Genomic DNA, 20,423 nt, shown 5'->3' on the forward strand with positions numbered 1-20,423 from the left:
GATGTCACCCGGTTGGGCGGCGAGACTTGCCGCCTCGGCCTGTCCGCTGCTGGGCATCGCCGCCTGGAGCGGCACGGGCAAGACCACCTTGCTGGAACAGTTGCTGCCGGCCTTGCGTGAGCGTGGTCTGCGAGTCGCCGTCATCAAGCACGCTCATCATGCCTTTGATGTGGATACGCCGGGCAAGGACAGTCATCGCCTGCGCTCGGCGGGGGCAACTCCCATGTTGGTTGCCTCTGCCCAGCGCTTTGCGCTGATGATGGAGACGCCCGATCAACAGGAGGCGGATCTGGAGCAGCTTGTCGCGCAGCTCGATGGGCTGGCGGTGGATCTGATTCTCGTCGAGGGGTTCAAGCAGTGGCCATTGCCCAAGCTTGAGCTGCATCGCGCGGCCGTCGGCAAGCCGCTGCGGGCCTTGCATGATCCCTGGATACGGGCACTTGCCGTGCCAGGAGGGATCGATGCCAGCTCCGAGTCATCGGCAGCTCGCTGGCAGGGCACCCCTGGACGGGGCGCGCCCTGGCTCCGGGGGAGGCATTGCGCATCACGACCGGTGCGGCCTTGCCGGCGGGGGCTGACAGTGTGGTCATGCAGGAGCAGCTCGACTATTGCACGCCGAGACTGCCGAGCAGGTCGTGATTGACGGCGTCAGCAGCGTTCGCGCAGGGCAGAATGTGCGTCAGGCAGGTGAGGATATCGCCCGTGGCAGTGACGTGATCTCGGCGGGGCAATGGCTATCGCCGGCGGCCATCGGGGTACTTGCATCGCTGGGACTGGCCGAACTCACCGTTCATCGTCCGCTGCGTGTGGCGATCTTCTCGACCGGTGATGAAGTGACGGCTCCGGGAGAGCCCTTGCCGGCCGGCGGCATCTATGATGCCAACCGTTTCAGCCTCACGGCTGCCTTGCATGCCGAGGGAGTCGAGGTGCTGGATCTCGGCATTCTGCGTGACCAGCGCGAGGCGTTGAGCATTGCCCTGCGAGATGCCGCGGCGCGGGCGGATCTGGTGATCACTTCCGGCGGCGTGTCGGTCGGCGAGGCAGATCATGTGCGCAGCGCGCTGGAGGCCTGTGGCCAGCTGGCGCTGTGGCGGATTGCCATGCGTCCCGGGCGCCCTCTGGCCTTTGGCGCATTGGGCGGACCTGATACGGATACGAGACAGCTAATGAGCCTTACCCATCTCAACGCCCGCGGCGAAGCCCATATGGTCGATGTCGCGGACAAGCAGGAAACCCGGCGCGAGGCCCGTGCCAGTGCGCGGGTCAGCATGCTGCCTGCCACGCTGGCCTTGTTGGCGGAGGGCGGCCTGCCCAAGGGAGATGTGCTGGCCACGGCGCGTATCGCCGGCATCCAGGCAGCCAAGCGCACCCATGAGCTGATCCCGCTCTGCCATGCCTTGATGCTCTCCAAGGTCACGGTCGATTTCACGCTGGATGAAGTGAACAGCTGTGTCGAGATACAGGTGTTCTGTCGCCTCAACGGCCGCACAGGTGTCGAGATGGAAGCGCTGACGGCTGCCTCCGTGGCAGCACTGACCCTGTATGACATGTGCAAGGCGGTGGATAAGGGCATCGTGATCGGCGACATCCAGCTGGAAACCAAGACAGGTGGCAAGAGCGGTGACTGGCAGCGTGCGCATCCTGTTTCTGGCCGAGCTGCGTGAGCGTCTCGACCTTGAGTCACTCTCGCTCAACCCTGCCACCCTGGCCGATGCCACGGTCGGTGGGCTCAAGCGCACCCTGGCACTGCGTGATCCGCAGCTGGAAGCGCTCAATGACTCGCGCGTGCTGTGCGCCGTGAACCAGGACATGGTGCGTGATGATCATCCTCTGAAGGCCGGTGATGAAGTCGCTTTCTTCCCGCCCGTCACGGGAGGCTGAGATGACGTGACACCTCAGACCCTGGGAGATGGTTGATGGAAACCCTGGTCGATGATTTCGGGCGTCGCATTCGCTATGTGCGTCTCTCCGTGACGGATCGCTGTGACTTTCGCTGTGTCTATTGCATGAGCGAGGAGATGACATTTCTACCGCGGGACGAGGTATTGAGTCTCGAGGAAATCGCCCTGCTGGCACGCGCCTTCGTGGAGCTTGGGGTCGAAAAGATTCGCCTGACCGGTGGTGAGCCATTGGTCAGACGCGATATCGGTACTCTGGTGGAAGATATCGGCGCGCTTGACGGGCTGAAGGATTTCTCCATGACCACCAATGGGGCGGGCCTGGTCAAGCATGCCGCTCGTCTCAAGGCCGCCGGCATGCAGCGCCTCAACATCAGTCTTGATTCTCTGGATTCTGAGCGCTTCAAGGCCCTGACGCGTACGGGGGATCTCGACAAGGTGATCGCCGGTATCCGGGCCGCGCGGGCAGAAGGCTTTCGCATCAAGCTCAATGCTGTCGTGCTCAAGGGGCGCAATGATCATGAGGTCGTTTCTCTGGTCGACTTCGCGCGCCAGGAAGGGTTGGATATCAGCTTCATCGAGGAAATGCCGCTTGGGCAGGTGTCCGATCACGGGCGTGAGGAGACGTTCTGTTCCAGCGATGAAGTGCAGGCGCGGATAGAGGAGCATCACGCGCTCATACCGACGCTGGAAGACAGTCTGGGACCGGCCCGGTATTTCCGCATGGCAGACAGTGAAACGCGCGTAGGCTTCATCTCGCCGCACAGTCACAACTTCTGCTCGACCTGCAATCGTGTTCGAGTGACGGTAGAAGGGCGTCTACTGCTATGTCTGGGCAATGAGCACTCGCTGGATCTGCGTGCCATCATGCGCCGTGACCCCGGCAATATCGAACCTCTCAAGGCGGCCATCATCGAGGCGATGCATCTCAAGCCGGAGCGTCACCACTTCACGACCGATGGTGATGTCCAGATCGTCCGCTTCATGAACATGACCGGTGGCTGAACAAGAACCCTGCCTTCGAGCAGGGTTCTTGTTGGGCGGTGCTGTGGCAACACTGCCTTGCTTTTGACAAGGCTTGTCAGCTTTCAATTAAGGCTTATACTTTGCTGCAACATCCAATCAACTATCGTGTCCCTCATTGGATTCCAGTTTCGCCCGCATGGTGGAGGTAGCAAGATGACCGCAGAATCCCTGGAAAAGATCGCTCGCAACAAGAATGTCGCACGTGCAGCGGCACGCCAGTTGTCCATGGAACAACTGCACAAGCTTTCTGAAGTCATCAATGAAGTCATTGAGCAGAAAGCCGAGGAAGATGAACAGCGTCGCGAAGAAGAAATCGCCAAGGAGCGCAAGCTTGCCGAGATTCGTGATGCGATGATCGAAGCGGGTCTTTCCGTCGATGACCTGGTCAGTGACCAGCCGAAGCGTCGCGGTCGTCCGCCGAAGAACAAGTCACCCATGGTCATCACATGCAGAAAGAGCACCGGCTCGTGACGCAGATGATTGCGTAGCCAGCGATTGATTCTGCTGTTCAATTGCTGTTTCACGGTGTCGATGTCGGTGGTCTCGAGTCCGGCCAGGGTGTCATCGAGCCACTCGGCGAAGCTGTCTTCATCCAGTCTGGCTGTACCACTGACGTCCAGCATCAGGCGGCCGATACGCACCCAACCGGCTTCCTGCAGCGTCAGGGGCAAGGCGAGCGATACGCTGCCATGGCGTCCGAGACGCGCTCGTGCACGACGGTCCATCGAGTCAAGTGGCCGCACCTTGTCGTGCTCGATGATCCGCTCCTGCAACGTCAGACGCTTTTCCACGGACAGCCCCTGAGCATCGAGACGAATCACGTCACCATTGACGGGAATCAGCGGTGCCTCGATGCCCAGGGACTGTGCTACCTGGGTGTGCGCCAGCTGGTGACGGTATTCGCCGTGCACCGGCAGCAACCGCGTGGGTTTCAGCCAGCCGTAGAAGGTGCGCAGCTCCTCTTGGGCGGGATGGCCTGAAGCATGCAGATCCGGGAACTGCTTCTCTTCCATGATGCCGACGCCCAGGCGAGTCAGGGCATTGTGCAGCTTGCCGATCGCCAGTTCATTGCCGGGAATGGCCTTGGAGGAGAAGATGACCGTGTCGCCCGCCGCCAGCTCGAAATCAGGGTGGCGCGAGTTGGCCAGGCGTGAGAGTGCCGCGCGTGGCTCGCCCTGGCTGCCGGTCGCGATCACCATCACCTCTTCCGGCGGCAGATAGCCCAAGTCCTTTACCGGCACCAGCGGCGGGAAATCTTCCAGATAGCCCAGTCCGCGTGCCACCCGCACCATGCGTTCCATCGAGCGGCCCAGCAGCGTGACCCGACGGCCATTGCGAGCCGCCGCACGACCCAGTGCCAGGATGCGCGCCAGGTTGCTCGCGAAGCAGGTCACCACGACCCGCCCACGGCAGCCGGCCAGCGTCTTCTCCAGTGCACGCGCCACCTCGCCTTCACTGCGTGAGTGGCCGGGCAGAGGGGCATTGGTGGAGTCGCCGACCACGAGATCGACCGGCGCCAGCGCCTGATAGCGCTCCGGGTCAGTGGGCTCACCGATCAGCGGCTCCGGGTCCAGCTTCCAGTCACCGGTGTGCATCACGCGATATTCCGGTGTGACGATCAGCAGCGAGCAGCTCTCGGGAATTGAGTGGGTCAACGGCAGCAGGCGCAAGGCGAAGGGCCCGGACTCGAAGCCTTCATCGACCTCGATGATCTGCAGGCTGGACGTCTCGAGTTCGCGTTCCGCGAACTTGGCCCGCAGCAGGCCCGCGGCCAGTGGTGTGGCGATGATCGGACAGCGCCATTTCGGCCACAGCCAGGCAACGGCACCGATATGGTCTTCGTGACCATGGGTAATCACCAGCATCTCCGGGCAGATGCCCAGGCTTGCCAGCGATTCGGTGTCGGGTACCTGCAAGGGGCCTTCAGGAAGATCCTGGCGAATCATCATGCCGCAATCCACGGCGATCCAGTGATCCTGGTAACCATATAGCGTCAGATTCATGCCGATCTCGCCACAGCCGCCCAGCGGCAGAAGATGCAGCGGTGGACGTTGTCTCTGACGGACTTGAACGCGGGGTTTCAACATGGATGTCATGCCATCAGTAAAATGTCACTCAACTATACGGGAATCCCGCAAAGCGCCACAAATGACGTCCCCGCTTTCACAATGGTTGAACATACGATGTCACACGCCTATCGCCTGGTGGTGTCCTGCCCTGATCAGGTGGGAATTGTTGCCCGAGTCTCTACCTTCATCGCCGAGCAAGGCGGTTGGATCACCGAAGCCAATCAGCATTCCGATCTGGGTGCGGGTCGATTCTTCATGCGCTATGAGATCAACCCCGAGTCCATCGGCCTCAGCGCCGCTGAACTCAGCAAGCGCTTCGCGCCGATCGGGGAAGAGTTCGGAATGGAGTGGCGGGTGCATGACACGGCCGCTCGCAAGCGTGTCGTGCTGATGGTGTCCAAGGATTCCCATTGCCTGGTGGACCTGTTGCACCGCTGGCAGTCGGGGGATCTGGAATGCGATATCCCTTGTGTCATCTCCAATCACGAAGACATGCGCTCACTGGTCGAATGGCACGGCATTCCGTTCCACCATGTGCCGGTGGACAAGAATGACAAGGCGCCGGCATTTGCCGAGGTCGAACGACTGGTGGAAGAGGCCGAGGCCGACAGCATCGTGCTGGCGCGTTACATGCAGATCATCCCGCCGAGCCTCTGCGAGCGCTATGCCGGCCGCCTGATCAACATCCACCACAGCTTCCTGCCGTCCTTCATCGGTGCCAAGCCGTACCATCAGGCCTTCGGCCGCGGCGTGAAGCTGATCGGCGCTACCTGTCACTACGTGACCGAGGAGCTGGATGCCGGCCCGATCATCGAGCAGGACATCCATCGAGTCACCCATTGCCACACCGCGGAAGACCTGGTGCGCATCGGGCGTGACGTGGAGCAGAAGGTACTGTCGCGTGGCCTGCGCTGGCACCTGGAAGACCGCGTGCTGATCCACGGCAACAAGACCATCGTCTTTGCCTGATCCGCGCTGCTTTTGCATGAGGGTGTCGTGCCCGTGTGCGACCGCTCTCGGGCAGCGTCAGCGTCAGGCAGGCGCGTGTCTCGACAAAGCCCCACGGCGCGATCAGGCGTCTGCTGCGCAGGTCCTCCTCGACCAGATAATCCGGCGTGATGCCCACGCCCAATCCCACCAGCGTCGCTTCCAGCAGATAGTTGAGGTGCTCGAAGCCTTGCGCGTAGTGCAGTTGTTCGCTGGACAGGCCCTGGCGTGAGCACCAGTCCGGCCAGGCCTGCGGGCGCGAGCGGGTGTGCAGCAGCGGCAAGGTCAGCAGAGTCTGTGGTGCGGGAGTCGCGGTGGTCTCGCCCAGCCAGTCAGTGTCCGGACGCAGCACCGGGCCGATGCGCTCCGTGCCGAGAATTCGCGTTTCCTGATGCTCAGCCTGGGTGAAGGGGGGAGTCTGAAAGCGCAGCACGCCATCCACGCCAGAGCGCAGGCCTTCGTTGTCGTCACTGGCAGTCAGATGCAGTTCAAGCTCCGGAAGGGCTGCCTTGAGGGCACCCAGCCGCGGAATGAACCAGCGGGCGAGGAAGGAGCCCGGGCAGCTGAGCACGAAGGGCGCGCGGGCATCACTGCGGGAAAGGTCCGCACAGACCCGTGCCAGGCCGCTCAAGTGATGGCGTGTGGCAGCCGCCAGCTCATGACCCGCCGGCGTCAGCTTCAGCCCGCGGCCAGCACGGTCGAACAGCTGTGTCCCCAGCGTTTCCTCAAGCTGGCGAATCTGACGACTGACGGCGCCGTGGGTCACGTGCAGCGCCTCGGCGGCACGCGACGCGCTCTCGAAGCGAGCCGCCACATCGAAGGCGCGCAAGGCATTCAGCGAGGGCAATGCCTCACTGCTACCCTGCGTCAAGGCCCGGATGCCAAGGGCTTCTTTGGTGACTTCGGCGGCCGATTCGTCGCCGAGACGCTGATGCCGCTGATTCTGCACCTGCAGCGCGAGTATGAAGCCGCCAAGCAGGATCCGGCCTTCGCCGAGGAACTGGCCGGTCTCTCCGCGGATTATGTCGGGCGTCAGAGCCCGCTGTATTACGCCGAGCGCCTGACCGAGCATCTCGGAGGTGCCAAGGTCTATCTCAAGCGGGAAGATCTGATGCACACCGGCGCTCACAAGATCAACAATGCGCTGGGCCAGGTGCTGCTGGCACGCCGCATGGGCAAGCAGCGCATCATCGCCGAGACCGGTGCCGGCATGCACGGCGTGGCGACGGCCACCGTGGCGGCGCGTTTCGGTCTGGACTGCGTGATCTACATGGGCTCCACCGACATTCACCGTCAGCAGCCTAACGTTCAGCGCATGCAGTTGCTGGGCGCCAAGGTGATCCCGGTCACCGCCGGTGATGGCACGTTGAAGGATGCCATGAACGAGGCGCTGCGTGACTGGGTCACCAACGTCGACGATACCTTCTACATCATCGGCACTGTCGCGGGCCCACATCCGTATCCGCAGCTGGTGCGTGACTTCCAGTCCATCATCGGTCAGGAAACCCGCGTCCAGCTGCAGGAGAAGGAAGGCCGTCTGCCGGACTCGCTGGTCGCCTGCATCGGCGGGGGGTCCAACGCCATGGGGTTGTTCCATCCGTTCCTGGACGAGCAAAGCGTCGAGATCATCGGGGTCGAGGCTGCCGGTGAAGGTCTGGACACGTCGCGCCACGCTGCCAGTCTCAAGGGTGGCCTGCCGGGCGTGCTGCACGGTAACCGCACCTTCCTGCTGCAGGATGACGAGGGGCAGATCGGTGATGCGCACTCCATCTCCGCAGGGCTCGACTATCCGGGTATCGGCCCGGAACACGCCTGGTTGCACGACATCAAGCGTGCCGAGTATGTCGCCGCGACCGACCAGGAAGCACTGGACGCCTTCAAGATGCTGTGTCGCCTGGAAGGCATCATCCCGGCGCTGGAGTCTTCCCACGCGCTGGCGGAAGTCATCAAGCGTGCACCGGGCCTGCCGAAGGACCATCTGATGGTGGTCAATCTGAGCGGCCGCGGTGACAAGGACATGGCCACCGTCACCCATCATCTGGCGGACGAGCTGGGCCTGAATCCTGACGGCGAGTAACGCCGCGCCTGTCGCGCAATGCCCGGCGATGGAGGGGTCAGACGCTGACCGGGTCCATCCGCCCCATGTCTTCTTCGCCTGCAGGTGAATCGCTGCCTGCAGGTCAGCAAATTCGGAGTCTATTGATGAGCACTTCCGCTACCGACACCACTTCCAGCAGCCGTCTTGACCGCCGTTTCGCTGCCGTACGCAGCGAGAATCGCGCAGCGCTGGTGACCTACATCACCGCGGGTGACCCCGGCTATGATGCCAGCCTCGCGACCTTCCTCGGCATGGCCGAGGCCGGTGCCGATGTCATCGAGCTGGGCATGCCGTTCACCGACCCGATGGCCGATGGTCTGGCGATCCAGCATGCCACCCAGCGTGCCCTGAAGGCCGGCCAGACGATGGACCGTACCCTGGCGATGGTCACGGAATTCCGCAAGCAGGATCAGGACACGCCCATCGTGCTGATGGGTTACTACAACCCGATCTATCGTCGCGGTGTGGCCACCTTCCTCGAGCAGGCAAGCCAGGCCGGTGTCGATGGCCTGATCGTGGTCGACCTGCCGCCGGAGCACGACGATGAGCTGTGTGAGCCGGCCAATGCCGCCGGTATCAGCTTCATTCGCCTCGCGACACCGACGACTGACAGCGCGCGCCTGCCGGGCGTGTTGGCCAATACCTCAGGCTTCCTCTACTACGTCTCCAGCAATGGCGTGACCGGTGGCGCGGCACCGACTGCCGAGAAGGTCGAGGCCGAAGTGGGCCGTATCCGTGAGCACACCGAGATTCCCGTCGCGGTCGGTTTCGGTATCCGTACCGCAGAGCAGGCGGCGCGTATCGGTCGTTTCGCCGACGGAGTCGTGGTCGGCTCGGCCCTGATCGATCTGCAGGCCAATGCCGAGACACCGGAGCAGGGCACCCAAGCGGTACATGCCTTGACCCGTGAACTGGCGGATGCGCTGAAGACGGCGCGCCACTGAGGGTTCGCTCAGGGGTAGCCAGCTCGCCTCTTGCGAGGATTCCGACAGGACGGTGATCGCCAGAATGCATCAGCAGTGCGAGCTGGGTGAGCCCAGTGACGAGGAGCTGCTCCATCATGATGCGAATGGACGACCGCTGCGCCTTCGTCTGCGCTGCATACCGCTCATGGCCGCCGACGGCACCCTGACCGGTTATCTCGGCGTGCATACCGATGTGACCCAGGCGCATCTGGCGCTGGAGCTCAGCCATTCCCAGCTCAGATTGCTTGAGTCCGTCACGGCTGGCCAGCCGCTGGACAAGACCCTGCTGGACCTGTGTCAGGCCATCGAGGCCGTCGCGACTCGCGTGCGTTCCTCGCTGCTGCTTCTGGATGAGGCAGGTACACGAATCATCGGGGGGAAGGCGCCGAGCCTGCCTCCCAGCTTCATGCAGTTCACCTCCGGCCTGCGTATCGGGGAGGGGGTGGGCACCTGTGGTACGGCGATGTGGCGGCGTGAGCAGGTGCTGACCCCCGCCATCGGCGAGGACCCCGCCTGGGAGGGCTTCCGTCATCATCCCCACGCGCTGGGACTGGATGCCTGTCTCTCCATGCCCATCCTCGATGATGCAGGCAATCCGCTGGGAAGTTTCGCCTTCTATGCCACGTCCGGCGATGTCTTCAACGATAGCCACCTCGGCTTGCTGAAGGTCGCCGTCAACGTGGCTCGATTGGCGATCGAACGCCATCGGCGTGATGAGCAGCTCACCTATCAGGCGCTGCATGATGCATTGACGGGCCTGCCCAATCGTCGGCTGTTGCGTCGCAAGCTCGGAGCCTTCGCGGACCGGGACGGCAGAAGACGAGGGAGACGATTGGGGTCATCTGCTGCACGAGGCGGACATCGCGCTCTATGAGAGCAAGGGGGCCGGGCGTGCACGCATGTGCTTCTTCTCACCTGACATGCGCAATCGCATCATCGCCGCCACCCAGATGGAGCAATCCCTGCGCAGTGCGCTTTCCCGTCAGCATCTGGAAGTCCATCTCCAACCGCAATTCTCCCTGCCGGGTTTATCTTGCCACTTCAATGGCTTATACTGCGCAGCGCTACGCCCCCTTAGCTCAGCTGGATAGAGCGGCCCCCTCCTAAGGGGCAGGTCGCAGGTTCGACTCCTGCAGGGGGCGCCATCAGTCGCGATGTGCTGCCTCGGCATCCGTTGGCAGGGCCAGAAATTCCTGCATGATACGGGTGTCGCGGAAACGTTCGATCAACTCCGGATCCTCGGCGAGTGACGGCGGGTTCTCGAGCCCTTCGCGGATCTTGGCTGCCAGGCCTTCAATGCTGTTCTCGGAGATCAGCCGCGCCTGATCATGGATCAGCACATTGCGGACCCCACCGGGGACATCCGGCGCGACACATGGCGTGCCGCAGCACATGCTTTCCACCAGCACGATTCCGAAGGCTTCACTGCGCGAGCTGAGAATGAACAGACGGGCATGCTTCATCCACGGGTAGGGATTGACCCGGCTGCCGATGAGATGGACCCGGTCGCCCACCCCGAGCTCGCGAATCAGGTTCTCCACACTCTCGCGCTTTGGCCCATCGCCGACGATGACCAGGTCTTCCTCGATATCCGCGGCGAGATAGGCCTTGATCAGGACATCCTGACGCTTCACGTCCGACAGGCGACATACCTGCACGACATAGGGACGTGATGGCAGCTCCACGGGCTCATCCGCCATCTGCGCGATGGCATCGAGATCGCAGACGTTGCCGATGGTGGCGAGGCGTCGAGGCGTGACAGCGTGTTGCGAGAGCAGTCGCTCGAGTTGCTCGCGGACATTGTCGGTATTGCAGATGATCTGCTTGTCGGCGTATAGGCGCTTGAGCAGGAATTTCTGACGCCAGCCCTGGCGGATGTCACCGGGCCAGGACACGGTGACCTGCCACAGGCGCGGGTCCTTGAGTGACCAGACCGTCTCGAAGGCGCCCTGGCCGCGCATGATCACCCGATCGACGGGGCCATGGCGTGTTTCCAGGGTACGGATGAATCGCCGCAGGTAGGCGCCACCGTAATAGCCGCGCCAGACGAATCCAGAGCCCTTGATCAGAGGGTTGAGCACTGCGCGGGTGAAGAGGTCATACACCAGGCCAATGCCGGTCTTGCGGAATGCCTTGTCGAAGTCGATCTGGTGGACATGTACGCCCGGGTCCGGGATGAGTTCGAGTTCACCCTTGAGCACGAGCACATGCACCTCGTGACCTTCGCGGCACAGGACATTGGCCAGATTGACGGTGTTTCGCTGGATCCCGCCGATGTTGAGCTTGCGTACCACAAGCAGGACGCGTTGTTTCATGGTGGCCATCTGTGAGCGCCTGACCTGGGATGGACGTGATCTTCAGGGGTTCGCCGCCGCCACCCACCGACAATGGCCGGTGGTGGTCTGCCATGCCGTTCTTGAGTGGCTGGTCTCTCCGCGTGAAGGGTTTCTGCTGCTGGCACAGCTGCTGGCACCGGGTGGCGTGATGTCATTGAGCGTCTTCAATCGCGACGCGCTGGCATTCTCCAACGTCACCAAGGGCAACTTCGACAAGGTGCTGGACGGGCGGTTGGCCGGTTGGGGGACGGGCAAGCGTCTGACGCCCATCTCGCCGCTACGTGATGTCGAGATTCGCCAGTGGGCCGAGGAGGCCGGGCTTGAGGTGCGCGAGCTGACAGGGCTGCGAGTCTTCCATGATTATCTGCGCTCGCGCGACCCGCTGAGTGAGGGGGACATGCAGAAACTGCTGGTCCTCGAGTGCCAGCACTGGCGCACGCCCCCCTTCGTCCATCTCGGACGCTACCTGCACTATGAGCTGGTGCGCCCTGCCTGAGGTGTCACGGCGCAGGCTTCTGCGCCGTCTTGCTGTTCATCATCTGCCGTTTCCTATCTTTTCGGAGTCTTCATGTCTGCTCAAACCCCCGCCTGCCAGTTGCTTGAACGCCAGGACAGTGATTTCCGTGATTGGCTGTGGGTCGCTGCACCGCGTGATGACTGGTGGCTGTCATCAGACCGCCAGCGGCGTGTCTGGGGGCATGACACCGGCATCGTGAATGCCGCGCGGGAGGCCGGGCACCAGGTCAGCCATGCGGTGGCCTTTGCCGAAGCCCGCGCGGATACCACGATTGGCGAGGCGGTGGGTGCCTTGCTGTTCTGGCCCAAGGCGCATGCGCTGGGCGAGTGGTGGCTGGTGGCGCTGTGCCATGTATTGCCGGCAGGTACGCCGATCAAGGTGGTGGGCGAGGTCAACGGTGGCATCAAGCGCGCTGAGCGCATCCTCAAGGCACTGGGAATGACGGCCCGCAAGGACGATACCGCGCGTCGTTGCCAGCTGTGGTCATCCGCCACGCGTGAGTTGACGGCCGAACAGGCCGCCAGCAGTGAATCGCCACTGGCAGTGGCTGGAGAATGGACAGAAGGCTGGGGCGAATTCGAGGCGCTGGAGCTGCGCCTGACCAGCCATCCGGGCCTTTACGGCAATGCCAAGCTGGACCCGGGTACCGCGCTGCTGCTGGAGAACCTGCCGACCCGTGGCTACAAGCGGGCGCTGGATATCGGGGCGGGTGACGGCATCATCAGCTGCTGGCTGGCGCGTCACGGTGCGCGCGTGATGGCAGGCGATGTCAGTGCCTTCGCGGTGGAGGCGACCCGTCGCAGTCTGGCGCTCAACGGGCTTGAGGCGGACGTACGCCTGAGCGATGTCTTCGCGGCGTTCGAGGGCGAGCGGTTCGAGGCCATCGTGGCCAATCCGCCGTTCCATCATGAGCGCGATATCGATTACGGACCGGCGGCGCGTCTGATCAGCCAGGCGCCGGATCACCTGGTGCCGGGCGGTACCCTGACGCTGGTGGCCAATGCCTTCCTGCCCTATCCGGATCTGTTGCAGGCGGCCTTCGGCGAATTCGAGGTGCTGGCCGAAACGCGCCAGTTCAAGGTCTATCGCGCACGCAAGGCGCGCTGATCCTCTGGCTGATCCTGGCCTGATTCCCTGCGACCTGATGCCAAGCCCGCCGCTTACGCCTCCGGCGACTGATAGCGGATGGCCGTGATGATGTAGGTGGTCTCGCCGCCCGGCGCTGCCACGCTCACGTCATCATCCAGCCCCTTGCCCAGCAGTGCCCGGGCGAGGGGGGCATCGACGCTGATCCAGCGGCGCGCGTTGTCGGTCTCATCAGGGCCGACGATGCGTATCTCCATCTCCTCTCCCTGTTCATCCTCCAGCGTCACGAAGGCCGCGAAATACACGCGCTCCAGATCCGCGGGCAGGCGGTCGACGATGGTCAGTTCATCCAGACGCTTTTCCAGATAGGCGATCTTGGCGATGGTCTGATTCAGTGCCTTCTTGTTGTAGGTGTAATCCGCATTCTCGCTGCGATCCCCCATGGCGGCGGCCTCGCCCGTCTTGCGCGATAGCTCCGGTCGCCTGACGCGCCTCAGGTGGTCGGCCAGCGCCTTCATCTTCGAGTGGCCCTGCGGGGTGATCACGTTGCTCTTCTTTTCCTGACGCGGATCGGTCTTGGGATCGCGCCAGCGCGTCATGTTACGACCTTGCATGTCTTTCTCCACAGCCTGCGAAAATGAAGGGCAAGCGCCCGCAAAGGGCGCTGTCTTGCGTTGAGGCCTGCGACCAAGGGGGGTTGGCGGCAGATTCAAACGTTCGTTACAGTCCCGCCAACAATAATGAATTTCAGGGAGCTGTCCATGCCAATCCCGTCATCGCTACGCCGTACTCGTCGCGCCACGCATCGTGTCTACCAGCTGATGCTCTCAGGAGGCATGGCGCTGGGCATCACGCTGGCCGGCATGACCGGCGTCCAGGCCGCCGAAGGAGATGATGCCGTCTTCGGACTCATGAAACGCTGGGCCCAGGTCAACTATCAATCCTCCGGGGACGCTCAGGAAACCGGCATGGAGGCCTTGGGCAAGGAAGTGCGCGCGCTGGCGGACCAATACCCGGACAACGCCCATGTGCTGACCTGGGAGGGTATCATCCTGGCGTCGTGGGCCAAGGCGCGAGGGGGACTGGGGGCGCTGGATCTGGCCAAGGAAGCCAAGGCCACCCTTGAGCAGGCCATCAAGCTTGACCCCCGGGGCGACAATGCCTCTGCCTACGTGACGCTCGGGGCGCTGTATGACAAGGCGCCGGGGTGGCCGGTCGGCTTTGGCGATGATGACAAGGCGGGGGAGGTGCTGCGTCAGGGGCTGGCCGTCAATCCTCAGGGCATGGATACCAATTTCTACTATGCCGACTATCTGGCCTCCGAGGGCAGGAAGGCCGAGGCACTCAAGCATGCACGGCTCGCGCTCAAGGGCCCGGCTCGGCCCAATCGTGAGCTGGCCGATCAGGAGCTGAAGCGCGAGATCAAGGCACTGATCCAGTGGGCGGGCTGGCCAGCGCAGGGCGAGGTCGGGATAATACGACTTCAGCCAAGGAGGATGCATGAGCGATACACCAGAGCACGTGGCAGGGCAGCAGGTCTTTGCGCATGACGATGTCGAACGGGTCGAGACCAGGGTGCTGCAGGACGGTTTCTTTCGCCTGGAGCAGCGCGAGCTTCGCCATCGGCGTTTCAACGGTGGCTGGAGTGATGTGATCCAGCGCGAGGTGCATGTTCGCCATGATGCCGTCGGTGTGCTGCCCTATGACCCGGTGACGGATCGTGTGGTCTTCGTCGAGCAGATCCGGGCCGGCATGCTCGAGGACGAGCGCACCCCCTGGAGTCTGGAGCCCATCGCCGGCCTGGTGGACAAGCAGGAAAGCGCGGCGGAGGTCGCGCGGCGTGAGGCGGTCGAGGAGGCCGGTTGCGAGTTGAAGGAGCTGATCGAGCTCTACCGCTATTACCCCAGCCCCGGCGCCTGCACCGAAGAGGTCACCCTGTTCATCGGGCTATGCGACAGCAGCGGACTGGGCGGGGTGCATGGGCTGGCGGAAGAGAACGAGGATATTCGCGTGCATGTGCTCGATTTCCAGGCGGCTCTGTCGCTTCTGGAGCAGGGCAGGCTTGGCAATGCCATGGCGATCATGGCCATGCAGTGGCTGTTGCGGGAGCGTGCTGCACTGCGGGTGATGCACGCCTGAGACAGCGAAGGCGTTGCTTGGCAATCCCCCGTGGCTCACGCAGGGTTCCTCAACCTGCCCACCAGAACTGCTATTCTAGAGGCTTGCTGCCACCGGCAGGCCGGCACCGGGCGCTCTCACGGCGCTTGATCTGTCGCGCTTTGCCCGCATCATGCCATGCACGATACAGGGTGTGCCCTGCTAGACAGCACGCCAATGTTCTGAGATTCGCAAGGAGTTTGCCCATGCAGGTCAAGAAAGCCTATGTGGCCGACCTAAAAGCACTCCATGCCGAGTGCGGGTCCAATTATCTGCGCCTCACGCGCATCCTCGGCAAGGCCGAGGCGGGGGACAGCTTCGCCTTTCCCCTGGCGGGCAATCAGGGCCACTTCGGTACCCTGTTGCTCGAGGTGGTCGAGTGCGCGCCCTATACCACCATGGTCACGGTTGCCCAGACTGGCGTGCTGGATCACATCATCGATTCCCCGCGGATGAGCGTGCATCTCTATCACGATGTACGCATGGCCGAAGTCACCGACTTCCAGCGTCAACGGCATTTCTCGGGGCGCAACCGCTATCCGAACCCTCGCATGCACCAGCCGGATGAAAAGCTTCAGCTCAATCGTTTCCTCGGCGAGTGGTTGAGCCATGCTCAGGCTTTCGGGCAAGCCGATGTGCCCGAGTTGCCATGACGTGCCTGAAAGAACCGCGATGGCCCGGCCATCGCGGTTCTGTTCTTTTTTCCGCTGTTCGAGAGACCCATGCGACTGATCCAGATAAGTGACTGTCATCTGCGTGCCGACCCTGACGCGCGCTCACGACTGGGCTTCCCCTTGCGCCAGCTGGAGGCCGTGATGGCGCATGCCTCAAGCCTGCGTCCCGATATCCTGCTGGTGACCGGGGATGTCAGCCAGGATGAGAGCCCTGCTTCCTACCGTCTGGCGGGGGAGCTGTTCGATGCCCTGGGGTGTCCGTGGTTCTGGTTGGCCGGCAATCATGACCACCCGGATTTCATGCAGGAGCTGCGTCCTTTCCATCAAGAGCTTGATCTTGGTGACTGGCGTCTGCTGTGTCTGGACTCGCGCATCTCTGGACAGGCGGGGGGCGAGCTTGGCCGCGAGCAGCTGGCGGCGCTGTCGCTGTCGCTCCGAGCGGGCAGGGCAGTGTCGCCGTCTATGGCGTGCCCTCCACGTCAGACCAGTTCGCGCCGCTCAGCCATGATTTCGCCGTCGATGAGGCGGCGCGGCCAGGCTTCAGGGTCGTGGATCTCGACGGAGAGTGCCTCGAGACCTGGGTGGAGCGTGTCATCATGTATTCATTTTTGATCTTAAAAGATATTTTCTGATTCTTTGACGTTATCAAGGCGGCGCGGGTACCGTATCGGTATCCAGCATGCTCCGTGGGGGTCACGGGCCGCCTTCCAGGGCGACTCCCAGCGCTCACGAGGTTGCCGCACGCGATGCTTACCCCCGAACGTCAGACCCACCTCAAGCAGCTCGAGGCCGAGTCCATCCACATCATTCGTGAAGTGGCGGCCGAGTTCTCCAATCCTGTCATGCTCTACTCCATCGGCAAGGACTCCGCCGTGATGCTGCATCTGGCGCGAAAGGCCTTCGCGCCGGGCGTGCCGCCGTTCCCCCTGATGCACGTCAACACCACCTGGAAATTCCAGGAGATGATCAAGTTCCGCGATGAGATGGCCGCGGAAGTCGGCATGGAACTGATCGAGCACATCAATCAGGAAGGCGTCGAGGCGAACATCAACCCGTTCGAGCACGGCAGCGCCAAGTACACTGACATCATGAAGACCCAGTCGCTGAAGCAGGCGCTGGACAAGCATGGTTTCGATGCGGCCTTCGGCGGTGCGCGTCGTGACGAGGAAGCTTCACGCGCGAAAGAGCGTGTCTACTCCTTCCGTGACCAGTACCACCGCTGGGACCCCAAGAATCAGCGTCCGGAGCTGTGGAACATCTACAACTCCAAGATCAACAAGGGCGAGTCCATCCGCGTCTTCCCGCTCTCCAACTGGACCGAGCTGGACATCTGGCAGTACATCTACCTCGAGTCCATCAAGATCGTGCCGCTCTACTACTCCGCCGTGCGTCCGGTGGTGAAGCGTGATGGCCTCGACATCATGGTCGATGACGACCGTCTGCCGCTCAAGGACGGCGAAGTGCCGGAGATGAAGTCCGTGCGCTTCCGCACCCTGGGCTGCTATCCGCTGACCGGCGCCGTGGAATCCACCGCCGCGACCCTGCCGGAAATCATCCAGGAAATGCTGCTGACCCGTACCAGCGAGCGCTCCGGTCGTGCCATCGATCACGATCAGGCAGGCTCCATGGAGAAGAAGAAGCGCGAAGGGTATTTCTACCGCCTCGTGCTTGATGACCTGAACGAACAATTCGCCTGATGAATCGGCTCGCAGCCTCACGAGACACTGGCTCGTGATACTGGCTCGCCAGCTCATCAGGCCCATGACAGCGGCAAGGAGAAGAGTGTGTCCCACGCGTCAGACAAGATTTCCGCGGATATCGAAGCCTACCTGCAAGGAACACGAGCGCAAGGACCTGCTGCGCTTCATCACCTGCGGTAGCGTCGATGACGGCAAGTCGACCCTGATCGGTCGTCTGCTGTTCGATTCCAAGCTGATCTATGAAGATCAGCTGGCCTCCATCACCCAGGCCTCCAAGACCAGCGGCACCACCGGTGATGAAGTCGATCTGGCCCTGCTGGTCGATGGCCTGCAGTCCGAGCGTGAGCAGGGCATCACCATCGATGTCGCCTATCGCTTCTTCTCGACCGACAAGCGCAAGTTCATCATCGCCGACACCCCGGGACATGAGCAGTACACCCGCAACATGGCCACCGGTGCCTCGTCCGCGAGCCTGGCGATCATCCTGATCGATGCGCGCTACGGCGTGCAGACCCAGACCCGTCGTCACAGCTTCATCTGCTCGACCTGCTGGGTATCCAGCACCTGGTGATCGCGGTCAACAAGATGGATCTGGTCGACTACTCCGAGGCGCGCTTCAACGAGATCGTCGCCGAGTATCAGGAATTCGCCGACAAGTTGGAATGCACCGGATATCCGCTTCGTGCCGATGTCTGCGCTCAAGGGCGACAACGTCGTCAATCGCAGCGCCGTCACTCGACTGGTACACCGTCGATGGTCAGGCTACGGAGCGCGTCCGCTGCTGGAGGTGCTGGAAACCGTCGAACTGACTCGCGATCAGCAACCTCAGCGATCTGCGCTTCCCGGTGCAGTACGTCAATCGTCCCAACCTCGATTTCCGTGGCTATTGCGGCACGCTGGCGGCCGGCACTGTCGTGCGTCCGGGTGACAGCAGATCAAGGTGCTGCCGTCCGGCAAGATCTCGACCATCGAGCGCATCGTCACCTTCGATGGCGACCTCGAGATCGCCTATCCGGGCCAGGCCATCACGCTGACGCTTGACCGACGAGATCGACATCTCGCGCGGTGACTGGCTGGTGGCGGCAGACGCCGAACTGCCGCTCTCCAATGCGCTGGAACGCGGATGTCGTCTGGATGCACGAGAAGCCGCTGCAACCGGGCCGTCAGTACGATATCAAGCTGGCGACCCGTGATCTGACCGGGCAGGTCAGTGCCATCGATTACCTCTACGACGTCAACACGCTGGAACATCACGAGGGCGACAGCCTGGCACTGAACGCCATCGGCCGCGTCCAGCTCGAGCTGACCCAGTCGGTGCCGGTGGACGACTACCGTTCAAGCCCGGGCACCGGCAGCTTCATCGTCATCGATCGTCTGAGCAACGTGACCGTCGGCGCGGGCATGATTCGTGGCGTGGGCCGCTCCGGCACTCAGGCAACCACGCAGCAGACCGATTGGGCCGCGTTTGAAGCCGATCTCAACGCGCTGGTACGCAAGCACTTCCCGCACTGGGAAGCCCGCGACGTGCGTGAGCTGCTGGGCCGTGGCAACTGAGTCAACAACAACGCTGGACACGCGATAACAACACGGCCTGCTGGATATGAAGCCGGAGAACGCAGAAGCCCCCATGGCCGCAAGGCGATGGGGGCTTTTTGCATGGTGCGGGCCACGTCAGCGCATCAGGCGGCAGCGGCGTCGATGGCAAGCGGTGCGGAGGGGCCGAAGTGCTCGTGATGGCACTGGGTGAGCGGTACGCCGATGCGATTGAGGTGCTGGATCATGCTCTGCATGAAGCCATGCGGACCGATCACGAAGGCCTGCAGGGACTCGGCACTGGCACCTGTCGCGGCAATCTGACGTGCCAGCCAGTCGCGCTCGATGATGCCCAGGTGCGCATGCGTCGGCAGAGTGTCAGCCTTCTCGTAGCAGACCTGATAATGCAGCTGCTCGGGATACTGCGCGACCAGTGATTGCAGCGTGGTGTCGAAGGCATGTACCTCGGGATTGCGGGCCGCATGCAGATAGATCACCTGACGGCCCGCCGCGAGCGCTGCCTCCAGCAGCGAGAGCATCGGTGTCTGGCCGACGCCGGCAGACAGCAGCAGTACCGGGGCCTCGGGGCTCTGGGGCGCGGCATGCTCGAAGGTCAGCTCGCCGGCCGGCGGCAGCAGATCGATCTCGTCACCCACGTTCAGCGCATGCAGATACTGGCTGGACTGGCCGTGGTCTTCACGCTTGACCGAGATACGGCAGAAGCGCTCGTCCGGCGCGTGTGACAGGCTGTAATGACGGTGGATCACGCCCTGCGGCGTCGTCAGGCGCATGCCGATGTACTGGCCCGGCAGGAAGGAGAACATCGGACCTTCCACTGGCGCCAGGTACAGCGAGCGAATCTCGCGGCTCTCGTCCTCCGTGCGCACGATGCGAAAGCGGCGCAGCCCCTGCCAGCCGCCGCGGGTGGCAGCGAAGCTGTCGTAGCGGCCCTGCTCGGCGGCGATCAGCACGGCGGCCAGCTCTCCGTAGAGGGCGCCCCAGGCGTCGGCGATCTCCGGCGTGACGGCGTCTCCCAGCACCTCACCGATGGCGGCCATCAGGCACTCGCCGACGATGGGGTAGTGCTCGGGCAGGATATTGAGCGAGACGTGCTTGCTGACCACGGGCGCGAGCAGGCGGTCCACCGCCTCACGCGAGTGGCGTGCGCCGACATAGGCGAGCACGGCGCCGGCCAGCGCACGGGCCTGACCACCACTGGCCTGGTGCGTCTGATTGAACAGCGGCTTCACTTCGGGATAGCGCTCGAACATCAGCGGATAGAAGCGCGCGGTAATGGCGTTGAGGTGCTCGGCGACGACGGGAGCGGTGGCGGCGATCAGGTCTTCCTGGGCGTTGGTCAGCATGACGGTACCTCCG

General features: G+C 63.0%; 17 protein-coding genes, 1 tRNA gene and 5 pseudogenes. 18 read left to right on the top strand and 5 right to left on the bottom strand.

Translation table 11 applies throughout. The annotated features are described in order from the left end of the window. Position 1: 1 nt before the first annotated feature. From mobB to moaA, 5 genes and pseudogenes are all read left to right on the top strand, one after another. Positions 2-445, top strand: a pseudogene (gene mobB / locus CU110_RS05185) (molybdopterin-guanine dinucleotide biosynthesis protein B); the annotation flags it as partial. A 92-nt stretch (positions 446-537) separates the two neighbouring features. Beyond that, on the top strand, positions 538-639 hold the full coding sequence (locus tag CU110_RS17510) for a hypothetical protein (RefSeq protein WP_276317909.1): 102 nt from the start codon (positions 538-540) through the stop codon (positions 637-639). Positions 640-674: 35 nt separating this feature from the next. Continuing rightward, positions 675-1,076 (top strand): annotated as a pseudogene (locus CU110_RS16590) (molybdopterin-binding protein); the annotation flags it as partial. Between the two features lie 90 nt (positions 1,077-1,166). Continuing rightward, positions 1,167-1,881, top strand: a pseudogene (gene moaC, locus CU110_RS16595) (cyclic pyranopterin monophosphate synthase MoaC). 32 nt (positions 1,882-1,913) lie between these two features. Next, positions 1,914-2,903 (top strand): GTP 3',8-cyclase MoaA, encoded by a 990-nt coding sequence (gene moaA / locus CU110_RS05200; RefSeq protein ID WP_084208155.1) that lies wholly within the window; start codon positions 1,914-1,916, stop codon positions 2,901-2,903. An 83-nt stretch (positions 2,904-2,986) separates the two neighbouring features. Here the strand turns inward: moaA and CU110_RS05210 are convergent, their stop codons facing one another. After that, on the bottom strand, positions 2,987-5,011 hold the full coding sequence (locus tag CU110_RS05210) for a ribonuclease J (RefSeq protein WP_346427162.1): 2,025 nt from the start codon (positions 5,009-5,011) through the stop codon (positions 2,987-2,989). Between the two features lie 96 nt (positions 5,012-5,107). On the opposite strand from CU110_RS05210, the gene purU reads away from it, so the two are divergent. Continuing rightward, complete coding sequence (purU, locus tag CU110_RS05215; RefSeq protein ID WP_077374535.1) at positions 5,108-5,962, top strand: formyltetrahydrofolate deformylase; 855 nt, start codon at positions 5,108-5,110, stop codon at positions 5,960-5,962. Between the two features lie 82 nt (positions 5,963-6,044). On the opposite strand, the pseudogene CU110_RS05220 reads toward purU, so the two are convergent. Next, positions 6,045-6,929: pseudogene (locus CU110_RS05220) on the bottom strand (LysR family transcriptional regulator); the annotation flags it as partial. Here CU110_RS05220 and trpB point away from each other — a divergent pair. The 4 genes from trpB (at position 6,813) to CU110_RS05240 (ending at position 10,188) form a co-directional block, all read left to right on the top strand. After that, on the top strand, positions 6,813-8,057 hold the full coding sequence (trpB, locus tag CU110_RS05225) for a tryptophan synthase subunit beta (protein WP_127736724.1): 1,245 nt from the start codon (positions 6,813-6,815) through the stop codon (positions 8,055-8,057). The pseudogene CU110_RS05220 and the gene trpB sit on opposite strands and share 117 nt — an antisense overlap. 125 nt (positions 8,058-8,182) lie before the next feature. Further along, positions 8,183-9,022, top strand: a complete 840-nt coding sequence (trpA, locus tag CU110_RS05230) for a tryptophan synthase subunit alpha (protein ID WP_084208158.1) — start codon at positions 8,183-8,185, stop codon at positions 9,020-9,022. Between the two features lie 52 nt (positions 9,023-9,074). Continuing rightward, positions 9,075-9,917 (top strand): GAF domain-containing protein, encoded by an 843-nt coding sequence (locus tag CU110_RS05235; protein ID WP_127734776.1) that lies wholly within the window; start codon positions 9,075-9,077, stop codon positions 9,915-9,917. Between the two features lie 194 nt (positions 9,918-10,111). Further along, positions 10,112-10,188 (top strand) — tRNA-Arg (locus CU110_RS05240). Here the strand turns inward: CU110_RS05240 and CU110_RS05245 are convergent. After that, positions 10,189-11,358, bottom strand: a complete 1,170-nt coding sequence (locus CU110_RS05245) for a glycosyltransferase (RefSeq protein ID WP_164850279.1) — start codon at positions 11,356-11,358, stop codon at positions 10,189-10,191. It lies immediately after the preceding tRNA gene. On the opposite strand from CU110_RS05245, the gene CU110_RS05250 reads away from it, so the two are divergent. Together CU110_RS05250 and CU110_RS05255 are read left to right on the top strand one after the other, a co-directional pair. Further along, positions 11,357-11,875, top strand: coding sequence for a methyltransferase domain-containing protein (locus CU110_RS05250; protein ID WP_164850280.1), 519 nt, complete (start codon positions 11,357-11,359; stop codon positions 11,873-11,875). The two genes, CU110_RS05245 and CU110_RS05250, sit on opposite strands and share 2 nt — an antisense overlap. Positions 11,876-11,947: 72 nt before the next feature. After that, positions 11,948-13,003: a methyltransferase gene (locus tag CU110_RS05255; protein ID WP_084208196.1), complete on the top strand. Its 1,056-nt coding sequence runs from the start codon at positions 11,948-11,950 to the stop codon at positions 13,001-13,003. Positions 13,004-13,056: 53 nt separating this feature from the next. Here CU110_RS05255 and CU110_RS05260 read toward each other — a convergent pair whose 3' ends face one another. Continuing rightward, complete coding sequence (locus CU110_RS05260; protein WP_084208197.1) at positions 13,057-13,596, bottom strand: GreA/GreB family elongation factor; 540 nt, start codon at positions 13,594-13,596, stop codon at positions 13,057-13,059. A 147-nt stretch (positions 13,597-13,743) separates the two neighbouring features. On the opposite strand from CU110_RS05260, the gene CU110_RS05265 reads away from it, so the two are divergent. From CU110_RS05265 to cysN, 6 genes and pseudogenes are all read left to right on the top strand, one after another. Continuing rightward, positions 13,744-14,532: a hypothetical protein gene (locus CU110_RS05265; protein WP_127734782.1), complete on the top strand. Its 789-nt coding sequence runs from the start codon at positions 13,744-13,746 to the stop codon at positions 14,530-14,532. After that, positions 14,483-15,121, top strand: coding sequence for an NUDIX domain-containing protein (locus CU110_RS05270; protein ID WP_077374282.1), 639 nt, complete (start codon positions 14,483-14,485; stop codon positions 15,119-15,121). The genes CU110_RS05265 and CU110_RS05270 overlap by 50 nt, the downstream gene beginning before the upstream one ends. A gap of 224 nt (positions 15,122-15,345) precedes the next feature. Further along, positions 15,346-15,792 (top strand): DUF1249 domain-containing protein, encoded by a 447-nt coding sequence (locus CU110_RS05275; RefSeq protein WP_077374279.1) that lies wholly within the window; start codon positions 15,346-15,348, stop codon positions 15,790-15,792. A gap of 69 nt (positions 15,793-15,861) precedes the next feature. Further along, positions 15,862-16,425, top strand: a complete 564-nt coding sequence (locus CU110_RS05280) for a metallophosphoesterase (protein WP_346427163.1) — start codon at positions 15,862-15,864, stop codon at positions 16,423-16,425. A 134-nt stretch (positions 16,426-16,559) separates the two neighbouring features. After that, positions 16,560-17,510 carry a sulfate adenylyltransferase subunit CysD gene (gene cysD / locus CU110_RS05285; protein ID WP_127734785.1) on the top strand — a complete coding sequence of 317 codons (951 nt, stop codon included), beginning with the start codon at positions 16,560-16,562 and terminating at the stop codon, positions 17,508-17,510. Between the two features lie 87 nt (positions 17,511-17,597). Continuing rightward, positions 17,598-19,067 (top strand): annotated as a pseudogene (gene cysN, locus CU110_RS05290) (sulfate adenylyltransferase subunit CysN). Between the two features lie 125 nt (positions 19,068-19,192). On the opposite strand, the gene CU110_RS05295 reads toward cysN, so the two are convergent. After that, positions 19,193-20,410: a globin domain-containing protein gene (locus CU110_RS05295; protein WP_084208201.1), complete on the bottom strand. Its 1,218-nt coding sequence runs from the start codon at positions 20,408-20,410 to the stop codon at positions 19,193-19,195. Between the last annotated feature and the right edge of the window lie 13 nt (positions 20,411-20,423).

Source organism: Cobetia sp. ICG0124 (assembly GCF_004006355.1).
In the GTDB taxonomy this organism is placed as follows: domain Bacteria; phylum Pseudomonadota; class Gammaproteobacteria; order Pseudomonadales; family Halomonadaceae; genus Cobetia; species Cobetia marina.

Excerpts from the sequence above, each read along its gene's own strand:
- CU110_RS05210 (WP_346427162.1), bottom strand. The coding sequence starts at position 5,011 with ATGTTGAAACCCCGCGTTCAAGTCCGTCAGAGACAACGTCCACCGCTG.
- purU (WP_077374535.1), top strand. The coding sequence starts at position 5,108 with ATGTCACACGCCTATCGCCTGGTGGTGTCCTGCCCTGATCAGGTGGGA.
- trpA (WP_084208158.1), top strand. The coding sequence starts at position 8,183 with ATGAGCACTTCCGCTACCGACACCACTTCCAGCAGCCGTCTTGACCGC.
- CU110_RS05250 (WP_164850280.1), top strand. The coding sequence starts at position 11,357 with ATGGTGGCCATCTGTGAGCGCCTGACCTGGGATGGACGTGATCTTCAG.
- CU110_RS05245 (WP_164850279.1), bottom strand. The coding sequence starts at position 11,358 with ATGAAACAACGCGTCCTGCTTGTGGTACGCAAGCTCAACATCGGCGGG.
- CU110_RS05255 (WP_084208196.1), top strand. The coding sequence starts at position 11,948 with ATGTCTGCTCAAACCCCCGCCTGCCAGTTGCTTGAACGCCAGGACAGT.
- CU110_RS05260 (WP_084208197.1), bottom strand. The coding sequence starts at position 13,596 with ATGCAAGGTCGTAACATGACGCGCTGGCGCGATCCCAAGACCGATCCG.
- CU110_RS05265 (WP_127734782.1), top strand. The coding sequence starts at position 13,744 with ATGCCAATCCCGTCATCGCTACGCCGTACTCGTCGCGCCACGCATCGT.
- CU110_RS05270 (WP_077374282.1), top strand. The coding sequence starts at position 14,483 with ATGAGCGATACACCAGAGCACGTGGCAGGGCAGCAGGTCTTTGCGCAT.
- CU110_RS05275 (WP_077374279.1), top strand. The coding sequence starts at position 15,346 with ATGCAGGTCAAGAAAGCCTATGTGGCCGACCTAAAAGCACTCCATGCC.
- CU110_RS05280 (WP_346427163.1), top strand. The coding sequence starts at position 15,862 with ATGCGACTGATCCAGATAAGTGACTGTCATCTGCGTGCCGACCCTGAC.
- cysD (WP_127734785.1), top strand. The coding sequence starts at position 16,560 with ATGCTTACCCCCGAACGTCAGACCCACCTCAAGCAGCTCGAGGCCGAG.
- CU110_RS05295 (WP_084208201.1), bottom strand. The coding sequence starts at position 20,410 with ATGCTGACCAACGCCCAGGAAGACCTGATCGCCGCCACCGCTCCCGTC.